Below are 14,602 nucleotides of genomic sequence, written 5' to 3' on the forward strand. Positions count from 1 at the left end.
AGTCTACCCGGTATGCGAATCGGCTCCAAAGGAGGGGAGGGCCGGAAGCTGCGGCAGCGGCTTGGCGTAGAGCCAGCCGTCCCACAGCGACCGCAGCGATCCGCCGCTGTAATGACCGGCCAGATCGGTGAACTCGCTGGTGCTCACCGAGGCGTAGCGATACCGGCTCGTCCAGGCGCGCAGCAGGTCGAAGAAGGATTCGTCGCCGACGGTGAGGCGCAGCGCGTGCAGCGTGAGCGCGCCGCGCTTGTAGACGCGATCGTCGAACATGCGCTCCGGTCCGGGATCACCGACCACGATGTCCTGTGACAGACGCGACAGATTCTGATGGGCCGCCCGGGCGCGTTGATCGGCGCTGGGTCCGCCGGAGGCCTGTGACCAGATCCATTCCGCGTAGCAGGCGAAGCCCTCGTGCAGCCAGATGTCGCGCCACTGCCGGATGGTGAGGCTGTTGCCGAACCACTGGTGCGCCAGTTCGTGCGCGACCAGGCGTTCGGAGCCGCGCCGCCCGTCGCAGTGATTGGCCCCGAACACCGAGATGCCCTGGGCCTCAATGGGAATCTCGAGTTCGTCGTCGGTGACGACCACGGTGTAGCCGTCGAACGGGTACGGCCCGAACTTCTCGGTGAAGACCTCCATCATCTGGGCCTGCCGGGCGAAGTCGTGTTCGAAGGCGACGCGCAGTCGCGGCGGCAGCACCGCCTGCATGGGCACCGCGCCGCGCGGGGCCTCGATGCGCTGCTTGCGGTACTGGCCGATCTGGATGGTGGCCAGGTAGCTCGCCATCGGCTCGGGCTGCTCGTAGACCCAGGTGGTCTGGCTGGCCTTGGTCTGCTTGCGGACCAGGGTGCCGTTGGCCAGCGCGTAGTAGGGGGAGTCGGTGGTGATCGAAATGCGGTAGCTGGCTTTGGAACTGGGGTGGTCGTCACACGGGTACCAGGAGGCCGCGCCGTTGGGCTGGCTGGCCACCAGCACGCCGTCGGTGAGTTCCTCCCAGCCGACCTCGCCCCACGGGCCGCGCACCGGTTTCGGCGGGCCCGCGTAGTGCACGGTGAACACGACCGCGCCGCCTGCCGGAACGCGGTGCTGCGGGGTGATCACCAATTTGCCGCGCTGGTGGGTGTATTTGGCGGGTTTGACGCCGTTGACGAAGACCTTCGACACGGCCAGGGCCTGAGAGAGGTCCAGCGCGAAGCGATCTCGCACACCGGTGGTCACCGCGGTGATCTCGGCGCGCGCGGCCAGCCGGTTGCTCGACATCTTGTAGACCAGGTCGAGGTCGTAGCGCGAGACCCGGTAGCCGCGATTGCCGTTCTGCGGCAGGTAGTCGTCGATGGGTTCGTCGAATGCGCCCGCCATCAACGGGTCCAGGGTGCGATGGGGTTGCCCCACCAGCGGCTCGAGGGCGGGACGGTGTCGCCGCGCATGACCAGGGAGGCCGGGCCGATGGTCGCGCCCGCGCCGATGCTGGCGGCGGGCAGGGCCACGCAGTGCGGGCCGAGGGTGGCGCCCGCGCCCAGAGTCACGGTGTCCATGGCCATTATTCGATCGTGGAACAGATGCGTCTGCACCACGCAGCCGCGTTCCACTGTCGCACCGTCACCGAGTGTCACCAGGTCAGCCTCCGGAAGCCAATAGGATTCGCACCATACCCCGCGGCCGATCTTCGCGCCGAGACCACGCAGCCAGACATTCAGCACAGCGGTACCTGTTGCGGCACGGGCGAACCAGGGCGCGGCGACACTTTCGACGAAGGTGTCGGCGACCTCGTTGCGCCATACGAACGAGCTCCACAGCGGATGCTCCTCGGCGCCGATTCGCCCGACCAGCAGCCACTTCGCGACGACCGATACCGCTCCGGCGATGGCCCCGGCGGCCAGCAGCACCAGGCCGCTGAGCAGTGCGGCGGGCAGGTGGCCGAGGTTGCGGGCGATCCAGGCGAGCGCGAACAGCACGCCCAGGCCGATGGCGAAGGTCACCAGGACCGGGATCAGACGGCAGGTCTCGACCAGGCCGCGCGCGATCATCAGCCGCAGCGGCGGGTTGAAAGTGCGTGAGGTGTCACCGGATTCGGCGGCGCGCCGCAGCCTGGTCGGGGGCGAGCCCAGCCACGAGGAGCCCGCCTTGGCCTTGCTCGGCGCGGCCGAGAGCACCGCGACCAGACCGTTCTTCGGCACTCGGCGGCCCGGCGCGGTCATGCCGGAGTTGCCGAGGAAGGCGCGCTTGCCGACCTTGGCCTCGCCGATGCGCATCCAGCCGCCGCCCAATTCGTAACTGGCGACCATGGTGTCGTCGGCCAGGAACGCGCCGTCGGAGACCACGGTGAACTTGGGTATCAGCAGCACCGTGGAGATCTCCACGTGGCGACCGACTTTCGCACCCAGCAGCCGCAGCCAGACCGGGGTGAGCAGGCTGGCGTAGAGCGGGAACAGGAAGGTGCGGGCGGCGTCCAGAAGGCGTTCGGTGGCCCAGACCTGCCAGCCGATGCGGCTGCGCACCGGGTGGTAGCCCTCGGTCATGCCGATGCTGAGCAGTCGCACCGACACGATGGTGACGGCGGCGTAGACGAACAGGATCAGCAGCATCGCCACCGGCAGGATGGCGAAGGCGCGGCCGAGACCCGCACCGAGCGTGGCGGTGTCGCGGATCCACCAGACGATCAGCGCGCCACCGGTGCCCAGCGCGAGGATGGGCACGGCGGCCAGCAGCATGGAGGTGACGCCGAAGATGCCGACCCAGTGCGGGGCGCGCGCCGGTGTCTGTTCGGGCCAGCGATGCGGCGCCTTACCGACTTTCACCGCGGGCGAGCCCGCCCACTCCTGTTCGGCCTTGACCTTGCCGGAGACCGCGGAACCGGCGGCGATCTCGGCATTGCGGCCGATCTTGGTGCCGGGCAGCAGGATCGAGCGTGCCCCGACCACCGCGCCGGGCCCGATCTCGATCGGGCCGATGTGCACCAGGTCGCCGTCGATCCAGTAGCCCGACAGATCCACCTCGGGTTCCACGCTGCATCCGTTGCCCAGTTGCAGCATGCCGGTGACCGGCGGCAGTGTGTGCAGATCGACGCCCTTGCCGATCTGCGCGCCCAGGGCGCGGGCGAAGGGCACCATCCACGGTGCGCCGGAAAGGCTTTCGGCCCCGCTGGCCTCCGAGAGCCGGACCGCGGTCCACAGTCGCAGATGGGTGCGGCCACCGCGCGGGTAGCTGCCCGGTTCGATGTCGTCGAGCAGCAGCCGCGCGCCGAGCACGCAGATCGCCATCCGGCCGGGCGGGGAGATGAACACCAGGAACGCCGCCAGCGTCCACCACCACGACAGGTGCGGCAGCCACGGCAGCCAGCCGTTCCAGGCGGCGACATTGCCGAAGATGGCCAGCCAGGTCAGCCACTGCAGGCCGGTGAGCGTGGTCAGCGGGATGGTCGCGAGGATCTGGAACAACTGCGAGCGCAACGGAACCGGGCGCACATGGCGTACCTCGACCACATCGTTGGGCGCGAAGGCGTCCAGGAAAGAGGCCAGCGCACCCAGGCGGGGATGGTCGTAGAGGTCGGCGACGGCGACGCGAGGATGCCGTTCGCGCAGTGCGGCGACCAGTTGCGCGGCCGCCAGCGAGCCGCCGCCGAGGTCGAAGAAGTCGGCGTTCGGGTCGCTGACCTCCGCGCCGAGCAGCGAATCCCACAGTCCCGCAACCCATTGCTCGGTGTCGGAGAGTCCGGCCTCGACGGTGGCGGCCGCGGCCTTGGGCAGCGGCCAGGGCAGCGCGTCGCGGTCGACCTTGCCGGAGGTGCGGGTCGGCAGTTCGGCGACGACGGCCAGCCGGGGCACCAGGGGTGCGGGCAGCTGTTCGCCGAGAATGGCTCTGGCGGCGGCGATGTCGTAGTCGTCGCCGGGGCCGGTGAGGTAGCCGACGAGGATCTTGTTGCCCGCCTTGGTGCTGCGGATGGCGGCGGCCGCGCCGGTGACGCCGGGCAGGTGCTGCAGCGCGTTGTCGATCTCACCGAGTTCGATGCGGCGGCCACCGAGCTTGATCTGGTCGTCGGCGCGACCCAGGAACACCAGGCCCTCGCGGTCGTTGCGCACCAGATCGCCACTGCGGTAGGCGCGTTCCCAGCCGACCGATTCCAGCGGCGCGTACTTCTCGGCGTCCTTGGCGGGGTCGAGGTAGCGGGCCAGGCCGACGCCGCCGATCACCAGTTCACCGGTTTCGCCCTCGCCCACCGGGTTTCCGGCCGCGTCGACGACGGTGAGGTCCCAGCCGTCGAGGGGCAGGCCGATGCGGATGGGCCAGCTGCCGTCCAGCGGTGCGGCGCAGGCGACCACGGTGGCCTCGGTGGGGCCGTAGGTGTTCCACACCTCGCGGTCGGAATCCTGGTTTCCGGCTAGTCGTTCCGCGAGCTCGGGCGGGACGGCCTCGCCGCCGAAGATGAGCAGCCGCACCGGTTCCAGGGCCTCGGCGGGCCAGGTGGCGGCCAGGGTGGGGACGGTGGAGACGATGGTGATCTCGCGGCGCACCAGCCAGGGGCCGAGGTCGGCGCCGGTGCGCACCAGCGCGCGCGGGGCGGGCACCAGGCACGCGCCGTGCCGCCAGGCCAGCCACATTTCCTCGCAGGAGGCGTCGAAGGCCACCGAAAGCCCGGCCAGCACACGGTCTTCCGGTCCGATGGGGGCGTCCTGCAGGAACAGCCGGGCCTCGGCGTCGACGAAGGCGGCGGCGTTGCGATGAGTCACCGCAACACCTTTCGGGGTTCCGGTCGAGCCGGAGGTGAAGATGATCCAGGCGTCGTCGGCGAGGGTGGGGACGCGGACGTCGCGGTCGTCTCCGGTGGCGGCGTCGGTGGTCTGGATGCCCGCGGCGGTGACGATGGCGGTCACCTTGGCCTCGCCGAACACCAGGCGGGCGCGTTCGTCCGGGTCGTCGGCGTCGACGGGGACGTAGGCGGCTCCGGCGTGCAGGACCGCGAGGATGGTGATGTAGAGGCCGCGGGTGCCCGACGGCATGCGCACGCCGACCCGGTCTCCGGCGCGGACTCCGGCCGCGGCCAGGCGCTCGACCTCGACGGTGATCTCGGCGAGCAGTTCGGTGTAGCTGAGCTCCTCTTCACCGTCGTCGATGGCGGGAGCGTCGGGGTGGGCCTGCGCGGTGGCGGCGAGGATATCGACCAGCGTGCGAGCCGGCGGCGTGAGCGCGGCCCGCAGCATGGGGTTCGCGTCCGTGTCGATATCGGCCTGCGATTGCGGCATCAGGTCCTGTTCCACCTCTCGAGGAGACACTCGGTGCGTCAGCATTTGTTGTTTCACAAAAGAGTTACCGGCAGGCAAACTGCAAGGCCGCCACTTGTCTACGGTACCGGTATGCACTGGTTGTCCGGTGTTCACCTACCGGTTGCGGAACTCGGAGTCGCGCAGGTCGCAGCGTCGCGGGACCGGCTATGGCGGTGGCGCGGGACGCGAAACTAGTGCGGCGGTGAAGTTCAGGCGCCGCCGAGGGATTGGGCTCCGGGGGCCGCGGCGACCACACCGGACCGGGCGGCCGGGTACAGGCCCGCGGTATGCGCACCGGTGAAGAAGTCGCTGGTCCAGCCGGTGGTGAGGTGCTGCAGCGTGGTGACGTTGGCCTGCTGCGGTATGCCGCACGCCAATTGGCCGAGGATGTCGGTGCTCGTGCCTTCGGCGTCGGTGTGCTCGCCGCTGGGCAGGCGCACACCGACGAAGGAACGGTGCAGGCGGGTCTGCAGGGCGGCGGTGCCGCTGCCGAAGTTGTTGCACAGTCCGGGCGGGCCGGAGATGGTCAGTACCGGGACCGCGGTCGGGTCCAGGTCGGTCAGGGCGCGATCGGTGTTGTCGCCCAGGAACGATTCGACCGGGTCGAGCAGGACCAGGCCGCGCAGCCCGCTCCAGCCCGCCGTGGTGTGCAGCCGGTAGGCGACGTATTCGGCGGCTTCGGCTCCGGCCGAATGTCCGACGAAGACGAACTGTGCGGGCAGGGCCGGGGCGGTGCGCCCGGTTCGGGCGGCCGCCGTCGCGAGACTGCGGGCCAGCGGACCGCCGGGATCGCCTGCGGTGGCGAACAATTGCGCCACGCCGTTGAGGAACTGGGTGTTGTCGCCGAGATTCTGCAGCGTGCAGCCGGAGACGTTCACGAACGGCAGGCTCGGCGCGAACACCAGATACCCGGCGTCGGAGAGGCTTTCGGCCAGTGCCGCCACATTCGCGTCGTCACGGGCGAATCCGTGTTGCAGCCAGACCAATCCGCGCGGGGCGGAGACGGGCAGGTACCAGCTCGCGGGCTGCTGCAGTACCGAGCCCGCGCACGGCAGGTCGACGGTGGCGAGCAGCCGTGAGGTCTGCGCGCCCGCGGGCCCGATCCCACCGTTCGTCATGCACGCCGCGATGAGCACTGCCAGTACACAACCCCGCAGACTCATCCCGACTCCCGTTGTCAGACAAGCAGTTTCCACCCGCCCTGGACCGCTGTTCAGGAAGGTTGCGGTGATCATAGGCACACAACCGCGCGCCGCTGACCGAAATGAGAGGACTGCGTTCGCCGTCGCCTAGAGCCAGGGCACGCCCGCCCGGAGCAGCACATTCGCGTACGGCCGCGCCTCCCCGGTCCGGACCACGAAGCGGCACTCCGCGATCCGCCGCTTGAAATCCTCGTGATCGATGAGTTCGGCATCGAGCCGCTCGTGCAGCAGCGCCGCGGCCTGCGGATTGGCGTCCTCGATGTCATAACTGCCCCAGGCCGCTTCGACGGTGACCTCGGCCAGGATCAGCTTCAGCACCGGCTCGAAACCTGGCAGCCCGTAGGTGACCCCGAGATCGATGACCGGTACGTGCGCGGGTACCGGCAGTCCGGAATCACTCACCGCGAACAGATCCGTATGGCGTAGGGACGTGAGTGCCGAAAGCAGCCCGGCGTGAATCAGGCCGGAAGTACGCATGATGATCCTTGTCGGGGGATTGCGGTGGGTCGATCGGGAGACCGGCTGGCGCGTGGCCCACGCGGTCTCGCCGACTGGGTCCGGGTGTCTGCCCTCCGTTTCAACGACATGATTCGGCGGCCGCCATCGGTGAGACACGCTCGATCGGGCGCGCTGCGGGCAGGGTTGCCAGCGCGGCGAGGACGCCGGACCGATCCGGATAGGCCGCGTGGGTACCGGGCGCCCCGACGGCCAGCGCCGCCGCAGCAGTTGCGAAGGCGACTCCGGTGGGCAGGTCCATCCCCTCGGCGAGAGCGGTGGCCAGCGCTCCGACGAAGGCATCGCCCGCACCGGTCGAATCGATAGCGGTGACCTGCGGGGCGGGTTGGTATCCACCGACCACCTCACCGTGGGGTGAACCGGCTGTCGACTGCGGGTTGGTGAAGTTCCTTGTGCGCGAACCGGATTCCGGGATGACGCGCCGAGTCCAGATGGATCCCGCGGCGCCGAGGGTCGCGACGACAGCGGGCACACCGTCGTCGCAGAGTCTGCCGGCGCACTCGAAAGCGTCCTCCGGTGTGCGCACCGTAGTGGCGGTGAGTGCCGATAGTTCGGACTCGTTGACCACCAGTGGGTCACAGCGCAACAGGACTTCGTGGGGGAGAACGGTGCTGGGCGCGGCGTTGAGCAGGAGGCGGTGCGCATGGTGGGCGGCCCATCGGATGGTCGGGATCGGGATCTCGCATTGGGCGACAACCAGTGTCGCGGAACGCAGGAGATCCGTCTCGGGGAGCTCGTCGAGTTCGTTCCGTGGTTCCCAGCAGAAGTTCGCGCCCGGGTCCACGACGATCTGGTTCTCGCCCCCGGCCACCGAGATGTAGGCCGTTCCGGTGCGCGCGCCCGCCACCTCGCGCACAGCTTCGACTCCGATCCCGAACTCCCGCAGCATGGTTCGCTCGGCCTCGCTGTCGACCCCGATCCGTGCCACGAACTCGACGTGGCCACCCGCCCGGGCCGCCGCGACCGCCTGATTCGATCCCTTCCCACCCAGATTGGCGCGGACGGCCCGCGCGAGCACCGTTTCACCCGGACCGGGTAACCGCTCCACCTCGCACACCAGGTCGCGATTGACCGACCCCACCACGACCACCGTCACGACGCGCGCTCCGATTCGGGGATAGGTTCGGGGGCGGATCCCACTGCGGCGCCGGTGATCAGCGCAACCAGGCGGTCGCCGTCGACCTCGGAGGTGCGGTGGGTGGCAACGGATCTGCCTCGGCGCAGCACCACGACGTTGTCGCAGATGCGCATGACCTGGGCCAAGTCGTGGCTGATGATCAGGACGGTGATGCCGCGATCGCGTAGACCGCGGACGAGCTTTTCGACGGCGGCGGTTTCGCGGACGCCGAGGGCGGCGGTGGGTTCGTCCATGATCACCATGGCCTTGCCCCAGGCCACCGCCCGGGCGATGGCGATGCTCTGACGTTGGCCGCCGCTCATCCGGCGCACAGTGGTGCGCACGGACGGGACGTCCACGTCGAGGTCGCGCAGGATCTCGCCGCTGCGCGCGATCATGGCGCGGCGGTTGACGATTCCGAACGGGTACGCGAGTTCCCGGTTGAGGAACAGGTTCTGCCAGACGGTGAGGTCGTCGATGAGTGCGAGATCCTGGTAGACGGTTTCGATGCCGAGCTTGCGCGCGTCCTCGGGAGAGCGCAGGCGGGCGGGTTCGCCGCGGAACAGGATCTGTCCGGAATCCGGTGGTTGCACGCCGGTCAGGCAGCGCACCAGGGTGGATTTGCCCGCGCCGTTGTCGCCGACCAGCGCGGTCACCTCACCCGGCGGGATGGCCAGGCTCACGCCGTCCAACGCGCGCACCGAGTCGAAGGATTTGGTCAGGTCACGGGCTTCCAAGAGTGGAATCGTCATGTCGGACACCTACTTTCGGAAGCGGGAGATACCGGCGGCCAGCAGCAGCACCGCGCCGACCGCGACCGGCTGGTAGTACTGCGAGATGCCGAGAATGGTGAAACCGTTGATCAGCGAGGTGAAAAGCACCGCGCCGCAGACGGTTCCGAGCACCGACGCCTTGCCGCCCGACAGCGACGACCCGCCGAGCACCACCGCCGCGATCGAGCTGAGCAGGTAGGTGGTCTGCAGGGACGGGTCCGCGCCGCCGTTGCGGGCGACCAGCATGACGCCCGCGATGCCGCACAGCAGTCCGGACATGGCGTAGGCGAACAACCGAATCCGGTTCACCGCGATCCCGGTGTCGCGCGCCGCCTCCAAGCGGCCGCCGGTGGCCAGCAGATGCGTCCCGATCCGGGTGCGGAAGATGATGCCGCCCACCACGAGTGCCGCCAGCAGTGCCAGCAGCCAGAACCAGCGCACCGGCCCGATGCCGTCGAGCGCGAGTTTTTGCAGGAACCCAGAATTCACCGCGACGGTATTGCCGTGGGTGAGCAGCAGCGTCAACCCGTTGAGCACGCTGAGCATGCCCAGCGTCACCACGAAGTCGGTCATGTGCAGCCGTCCGACCAGGAACCCGTTGATCAGTCCGACGGCCAGCCCGCCCGCGATCGCCCCGGCGATGGCGACCGCGACCGAGTAGCCGTGCCCGGCCAGGTAGCCCAGGATGGCCGCGGCCCACGGCAGATTCGCGCCGACCGACAGATCGATGCCGCCCACCGTGACCGCGAACTGCTGTCCCAGCGCCAGTACCGTCAGGATCGTCGAGGCGACCAGCAGGTCGCCGATATTGTCGAGGGTCAGGAAGTGTGGGGTGGCGATGAAGAACGCCACCCACAGTCCCACCAGCGCGATCGGTGCCGCGAATTCGGCTGCCCGAGCGAGGATTTCCGGATGCCCCTCACGCACGCGGAGTTTCTCGCGCGCGAAATCTGCCGCCGCCGTCACTTGTTCAGCAGTCCTTCCAGTGGATTGTCGAACGTGACGATCGGTTTGGGGAAGGCCGAGATCTGCTGCGCCACATTGTCGGAGCCGATGAAGGCGATGGGGGAGACCACCCGGGCCGGCAGCGTCTTGCCCTGATGCTGGGCCAGGCAGCCCTGCACCGCGAGTTGGCCTTCGGCGTACGGGTACTGGGTGACGGTGCCGTAGAGCGTGCCCGCCTTGACCGCTTCGAGCGCGGCCTGGATGCCGTCGACCGAGATCACCTTGATCTGCCCGGCCTTGCCCGCGTTCTTGATCGCCTGTGCCGCACCGAGTCCCATGGTGTCGTTGGCGGCGAAGATGCCGGTGATATCCGGATGCGCCTTGAGCAGCGCCTCGGTGACCTGTAGGCCCTTGTCCTGCTCGTAGTCGGCGGGGGCCTTCTGCACGATGTCGAGCTTGCCCGCGACGGTGTCGCTGAAGCCCTGATCGCGGTTGATGCCGTTCTGTTCACCCGCAATCCCTTGCAGGATGGCGACCTTGCCGGTGCCGCCGAGCGCGTCGAGCATCTTCTGCCCGGCGGTGCGTCCGGCCTCGAGATTGTCGGAGCCGATGAAGCTGGCGTAGGACACGCCCGCCTGGTCGCTGGCCTTGGGGTCGATCTGGGTGTCGAGGTTGAGGATCGGAATGTGCTTGCGCGCCACCGCCGTCAGCGGCGTGATCACGTTGGTGCCGTTGACCGGGACCACGCCGAAGCAGTCGTAGCCCTGCGCGGCCATGGTGGAGATCTGGGCGTTCTCCCCGTCCGCGTCGGTCTCGGACTGCCCGGCCTGCACGCTGACCTTCACGCCGAGGCGGCTGGCCTCGGCCATCGCCCCGTCGCGCAGGGCGGCCCAGTACGGGTTGGTGAAGTTGCGGGTGACCACGGCGATCCGGAATTCTCCCGACCCGCTGTCGCCACCCCGCCCGCACGCGGCGGCGGTGACGGTGAGCGCGGCGACGAGGACGAGCGGCGTCAGTGCACGCCTGAACCGAGCATTCATAGTGTTCGACCTATCGATATTCGGCTATCAACTCGTGTTGATCAACACGAGTTGATGAGTAGTGTGTGACGGGAGTCACCGACTGTCAAGGGATTCCGATGCGTGTATGTATGACCATGGACAGCGAGGAGAGAGCGCGATGGCAGTCACACGAGCCGATGTCGCCAGGCTGGCGGGCACGTCACCGGCACTGGTGAGCTATGTGCTCAACGGCGGTCCGCGCCAGGTCGCGCCCGCGACCCGCGTCCGCATCGAGGCCGCCATCGCCGAACTCGGCTACCGGCCCAATGTTTCGGCACGCAGCCTGCGCACCAATCGCGGGCACGCCCTGGGCATGGTCATTCCCGACGCGGCCAACCCGTTCTTCGCGGAACTGTCCGCGGTGATCGAGGCGGCCGCCTTCGAACGCGGCTATCCGCTGTTCGTCGGCAACGCGGCCGGGGACGAGGAGCGCGAACAGGCGTACGTGCGCACCTTCATCGACCGCAGAGTCGAAGGGCTGCTGGCGATCTCGTCATCCTGGGGTGCGGGGATCGCGGATGCCTGCGAGGAGGCCGGGATGGTGCTGGTCGCGCTCGACCGGGTCATCGATCCGGCGCGCTGCGCGCATGTGCTGTGCGATTCGGTGGCCGGGGCGCGCACCGCCGTCGACCATCTCATCGGGCACGGGCATCGGGATATCGCCTGCCTGAGCGGGCCGCACGTGTCCACCGCCGAGGATCGGGTGCGGGGGTATCGGGAGGCGCTGGCCGCGGCGGGCCTGCCCGAAGGACCCACTGTGCGAACAGATTTCGGCGGTGCGGCCGGATATCGGGCGCTGCCGGAACTGCTGACCGGTCCACGCCGACCCACCGCGGTCTTCGTCACCAGCGATCTACAAGCCATGGGCATGCTGCGGGCCGCCTACGACGCCGGGCTGCGGGTGCCCGAGGATCTGGCCGTGGTGGCCTTCGACGGCACCGAATACGCCCGCTACACCCGCCCGGGGCTGACCACGGTGGTGCAGCCGACCCGCCGCATGGGCGAGCTGGCGGTGGAGATGCTGCTCAAGCAGATCGCCGGGGGCACACCGCAACCCGGCGTCGTGCTGCTCGAAGCCGAGTTGGCGACACGGGGTTCCTGCGGCTGCCCCGACGACTTCTTCGTGGCATCCGAGGGCGGGGCGTTCTAGTAGTAGTACCTGCGGCCGCCGACCGGGCGTCCGACCGCGCCGAGCAGCATCAGGATCGCGCCTGCGACCAGGGCGATGACGCCGAGTGTGACCAGGATCTTGAGGCCGATCACTACGCCGACGATCAGCAGGATCACTCCGAGGATGATCATGAGTTTCTCTCTTCCGTGAAGGTGTTACCTCACCGCGATTCCCGGTGGTGACCGGCCGAAACCCAGCGCCCGTCGGCGGCGTGACCCAGGTCCCCGCCCGGGCGCGGTGATGACTTGAATCACTTTGCGGCGTCGGCTGTTTCGCGTCGATGTGCCCGGGTAGCTCCGAAACGTCCAGGTAAATCACGACGCTGGAGGTAACAGCATGTCCGAGCATGACAAGAGTGGACCGCGCGAAGGCATCGAAGGCGTGGCCGAGGGCATCAAGGGGCGGGTCAAAGAAGCGGCCGGCGCCGTCATCGGCAATGACGAACTACGTCAGGAGGGCCGTATCCAGCAGGAGAAGGCCGAATCCCAGCGCGAGGCGGCCAAGCGCGAGGCGCAGGCCGAGGCCGAACGCACCAAGGCCGCGGCGCAGGAACAGGTGCAGCGCACCTACCAGCAGGATCAGTAACTCCTAGCCGCTGACTTCGGTAGCCGTCCCGTTCGCGGGGCGGCTACCGGTGGTAGGCGGACAGGAAGTCCCAGATCACCGCGCTGCCGTCGAACTGGTGGCTGGCCGTTCCGACGATCGCCTTCGGCAGATACTGCGGGCCATCGGGCCAGGTGTGGCCGCCGCCGGTGATCGAATACAGCTCCACCTTGCCGTTGTTCGCGCAGTCGGCGCTCTGCACGGTCACCGAGGTGCCGTCGTCGCCGTGCGCGGGCAACGGATTGCTCGTGACGGCTCCGCATCCGTCCTTGCCCCGCCACAGCTGCTGGGTGTCGTCGACGGAGAGCACCGGGCTGGTGCCCGCGCCGCCCAGATGCCCCGAGGTCACCCGCACATCCCCGCCGCCGTACGGCACGATCGGGTCGGCGGTACCGTGGATTTCGAGCACCGGCATCGGATGGCTCGGCGCACAGCCGGATTGATCGGCCACCGGCAGCTCACCCGCCACCGGTGCGATGGCCGCCAGCCGGTCCGACAGCCGACAGCCGAGGTACTCGGTGAACATGGCGCCGTTGGAGAGCCCGGTCGCAGCGACGCGCTCCGGGTCGACACCGTTGTCGGCGACGATCCGATCGATCACCGTGGCAACGAATCCCAGATCGTCGATCCCCGCGGCACCCGCCCGGGTATCCCCGCCCCGCCCGTCGTTCCACGACTTCTCGTACCCGCTGGGATAGACCGCCACGAACCCGTCCTGATCGGCGAGCCGATCGAACCCGGTCATCTCCGCCATCCCCTGCGCGGTCCCGCCGCCCCCGTGGAACACCAGCACCGCAGGCAGTTTCGCCCCACCGCTGTGCCCGGCGGGCAGATGGACGAGGAATTGCCGCTGCTGCCCACCGGATTCGACGGTGACGCTGGTGTCGCCGGCCGCGCGGGCCAGCGGATGCTGACAGCCCGCGGTGAGCAGCGCGACGGAAATCAGTACTCCAGCAGCGATTCTCGGTGCGTTCACACTCCCGGATCGTACGCAGCGGATCTGAAGCTGAGCTGAAGCTTTCTCCCAGGTCCGGCCCGCCTTGCGGCCCGCTAGGAAAACGACCTGCCGGATATCGCAGGCCCGCTCTACAGTGACGTGATGATCTGGCAATCGCTGTCGCAGCGGATCGTCGGCGCCGCGCCCGACGGGCCCTATGAAGGTGTGCCCGGCCATTTGAGAGTTCCTCTGCTGCAATGGTTCAAGGCGTGGGGATCTTCTGAGGCCCGCAACCTGTCGATGCGGTTGCGGATCGCGCTGCCGATCGACAGCGCGGAGGGCTCGATCATGGCGGCGCTCTGTGATCTCGCCGGGCAGGACGACGACCTACTGCTCGATCTGGTCGATGCGACACTGCGGCTCGCGTGGGAAGAAGATCAGGAGTTTCCCGACCTCGCCGTCGAGGACGACCACGTGCTCGAACTCGATGAGGTGCTGCGTGCGTCTGCGTCGGTGTGGAAGGTTTCGGACGATTCGAGCGGCTTGACCCGGATCGTCGGTGAGCAGATGCAGGACATCGCCGATACCGCTCTCGGCGCGGAGGACGCGTCGGCCGCGGAGATCGGTCGGGCTTGGTCGAACGCGTTCGGCCGCAATGGCGATCCCTCCGATGCCTGGGACCATTCGATCAAGGCGATCGAGGATGTCCTCATCCCGGTCGTGGTGCCGAACAAGGCCAAGGCGACCCTGGGTGATGTCCTCGGAACACTGAATTCCGCGCAGAGCGCGACCCGCTGGGAGATGGTCCTGCCAGGCGGCGATCAGTCCCATGATGTCGCTCCACTGGTTGCCATGTTGCGACTGCTGTGGCCCAATCCCGATCGACACGGCGGTGGCGCCAAGACCGCGCCCTCGGTCGAGCAGGCCCGTGCCGCGGCAAGCCTGGCCGCGTTGATATTGCACTGGCATCACAGTGGCTGGGTGGTCAGACGACGGATGGGTTGACTCGCGGGCGC

General features: G+C 68.7%; 13 protein-coding genes. 3 read left to right on the forward strand and 10 right to left on the reverse strand.

The window, feature by feature from the left end:
* Positions 1-3: 3 nt before the first annotated feature.
* From OG300_RS09335 to OG300_RS09370, 8 genes are all read right to left on the reverse strand, one after another.
* Positions 4-1,359 (reverse strand): M1 family metallopeptidase, encoded by a 1,356-nt coding sequence (locus tag OG300_RS09335; RefSeq protein WP_405498510.1) that lies wholly within the window; start codon positions 1,357-1,359, stop codon positions 4-6.
* A complete protein-coding gene (locus OG300_RS09340) occupies positions 1,359-5,243 on the reverse strand; it encodes a Pls/PosA family non-ribosomal peptide synthetase (RefSeq protein ID WP_405498511.1) in 3,885 nt (1,294 codons plus the stop codon). Before OG300_RS09340 ends, OG300_RS09335 begins: the two co-directional genes overlap by 1 nt.
* A 227-nt stretch (positions 5,244-5,470) precedes the next feature.
* Positions 5,471-6,424, reverse strand: coding sequence for an alpha/beta hydrolase (locus OG300_RS09345; protein WP_405494202.1), 954 nt, complete (start codon positions 6,422-6,424; stop codon positions 5,471-5,473).
* A gap of 126 nt (positions 6,425-6,550) precedes the next feature.
* A complete protein-coding gene (gene rbsD / locus OG300_RS09350; RefSeq protein ID WP_405494204.1) occupies positions 6,551-6,940 on the reverse strand; it encodes a D-ribose pyranase in 390 nt (129 codons plus the stop codon).
* 100 nt (positions 6,941-7,040) lie between these two features.
* On the reverse strand, positions 7,041-8,075 hold the full coding sequence (locus tag OG300_RS09355) for a ribokinase (RefSeq protein WP_405494206.1): 1,035 nt from the start codon (positions 8,073-8,075) through the stop codon (positions 7,041-7,043).
* On the reverse strand, positions 8,072-8,848 hold the full coding sequence (locus OG300_RS09360; protein ID WP_405494208.1) for an ATP-binding cassette domain-containing protein: 777 nt from the start codon (positions 8,846-8,848) through the stop codon (positions 8,072-8,074). Before OG300_RS09360 ends, OG300_RS09355 begins: the two co-directional genes overlap by 4 nt.
* A 9-nt stretch (positions 8,849-8,857) precedes the next feature.
* Positions 8,858-9,835, reverse strand: coding sequence for an ABC transporter permease (locus OG300_RS09365; protein ID WP_405494210.1), 978 nt, complete (start codon positions 9,833-9,835; stop codon positions 8,858-8,860).
* Complete coding sequence (locus OG300_RS09370) at positions 9,832-10,854, reverse strand: substrate-binding domain-containing protein (RefSeq protein WP_405494212.1); 1,023 nt, start codon at positions 10,852-10,854, stop codon at positions 9,832-9,834. The genes OG300_RS09365 and OG300_RS09370 overlap by 4 nt, the downstream gene beginning before the upstream one ends.
* 139 nt (positions 10,855-10,993) lie before the next feature.
* Between OG300_RS09370 and OG300_RS09375 the strand changes: the two genes are divergently transcribed.
* Positions 10,994-12,025 carry a LacI family DNA-binding transcriptional regulator gene (locus OG300_RS09375; RefSeq protein WP_405494214.1) on the forward strand — a complete coding sequence of 344 codons (1,032 nt, stop codon included), beginning with the start codon at positions 10,994-10,996 and terminating at the stop codon, positions 12,023-12,025.
* On the opposite strand, the gene OG300_RS09380 is transcribed toward OG300_RS09375, so the two are convergent.
* On the reverse strand, positions 12,022-12,177 hold the full coding sequence (locus OG300_RS09380) for a hypothetical protein (protein WP_405494215.1): 156 nt from the start codon (positions 12,175-12,177) through the stop codon (positions 12,022-12,024). The two genes, OG300_RS09375 and OG300_RS09380, sit on opposite strands and share 4 nt — an antisense overlap.
* Before the next feature lie 205 nt (positions 12,178-12,382).
* On the opposite strand from OG300_RS09380, the gene OG300_RS09385 reads away from it, so the two are divergent.
* Complete coding sequence (locus OG300_RS09385) at positions 12,383-12,631, forward strand: CsbD family protein (RefSeq protein WP_405494217.1); 249 nt, start codon at positions 12,383-12,385, stop codon at positions 12,629-12,631.
* 43 nt (positions 12,632-12,674) lie between these two features.
* On the opposite strand, the gene OG300_RS09390 is transcribed toward OG300_RS09385, so the two are convergent.
* Positions 12,675-13,625 (reverse strand): alpha/beta hydrolase family esterase, encoded by a 951-nt coding sequence (locus tag OG300_RS09390; protein ID WP_405494219.1) that lies wholly within the window; start codon positions 13,623-13,625, stop codon positions 12,675-12,677.
* Positions 13,626-13,748: 123 nt separating this feature from the next.
* Between OG300_RS09390 and OG300_RS09395 the strand changes: the two genes are divergently transcribed.
* Entirely contained in the window at positions 13,749-14,591 is an 843-nt protein-coding gene (locus OG300_RS09395; RefSeq protein ID WP_405494221.1) for a hypothetical protein, read from the forward strand.
* The last annotated feature ends 11 nt before the right edge of the window (positions 14,592-14,602 follow it).

This window comes from Nocardia sp. NBC_00511 (assembly GCF_045161165.1).
In the GTDB taxonomy this organism is placed as follows: Bacteria; Actinomycetota; Actinomycetes; order Mycobacteriales; family Mycobacteriaceae; genus Nocardia.

What these genes read in the sequence shown, in the direction of transcription:
- OG300_RS09360 (WP_405494208.1), bottom strand. Translation starts at nt 8,848, where the DNA reads ATGACGATTCCACTCTTGGAAGCCCGTGACCTGACCAAATCCTTCGAC.
- OG300_RS09380 (WP_405494215.1), bottom strand. Translation starts at nt 12,177, where the DNA reads ATGATCATCCTCGGAGTGATCCTGCTGATCGTCGGCGTAGTGATCGGC.
- rbsD (WP_405494204.1), bottom strand. Translation starts at nt 6,940, where the DNA reads ATGCGTACTTCCGGCCTGATTCACGCCGGGCTGCTTTCGGCACTCACG.
- OG300_RS09345 (WP_405494202.1), bottom strand. Translation starts at nt 6,424, where the DNA reads ATGAGTCTGCGGGGTTGTGTACTGGCAGTGCTCATCGCGGCGTGCATG.
- OG300_RS09385 (WP_405494217.1), top strand. Translation starts at nt 12,383, where the DNA reads ATGTCCGAGCATGACAAGAGTGGACCGCGCGAAGGCATCGAAGGCGTG.
- OG300_RS09395 (WP_405494221.1), top strand. Translation starts at nt 13,749, where the DNA reads ATGATCTGGCAATCGCTGTCGCAGCGGATCGTCGGCGCCGCGCCCGAC.
- OG300_RS09335 (WP_405498510.1), bottom strand. Translation starts at nt 1,359, where the DNA reads ATGGCGGGCGCATTCGACGAACCCATCGACGACTACCTGCCGCAGAAC.
- OG300_RS09370 (WP_405494212.1), bottom strand. Translation starts at nt 10,854, where the DNA reads ATGAATGCTCGGTTCAGGCGTGCACTGACGCCGCTCGTCCTCGTCGCC.
- OG300_RS09375 (WP_405494214.1), top strand. Translation starts at nt 10,994, where the DNA reads ATGGCAGTCACACGAGCCGATGTCGCCAGGCTGGCGGGCACGTCACCG.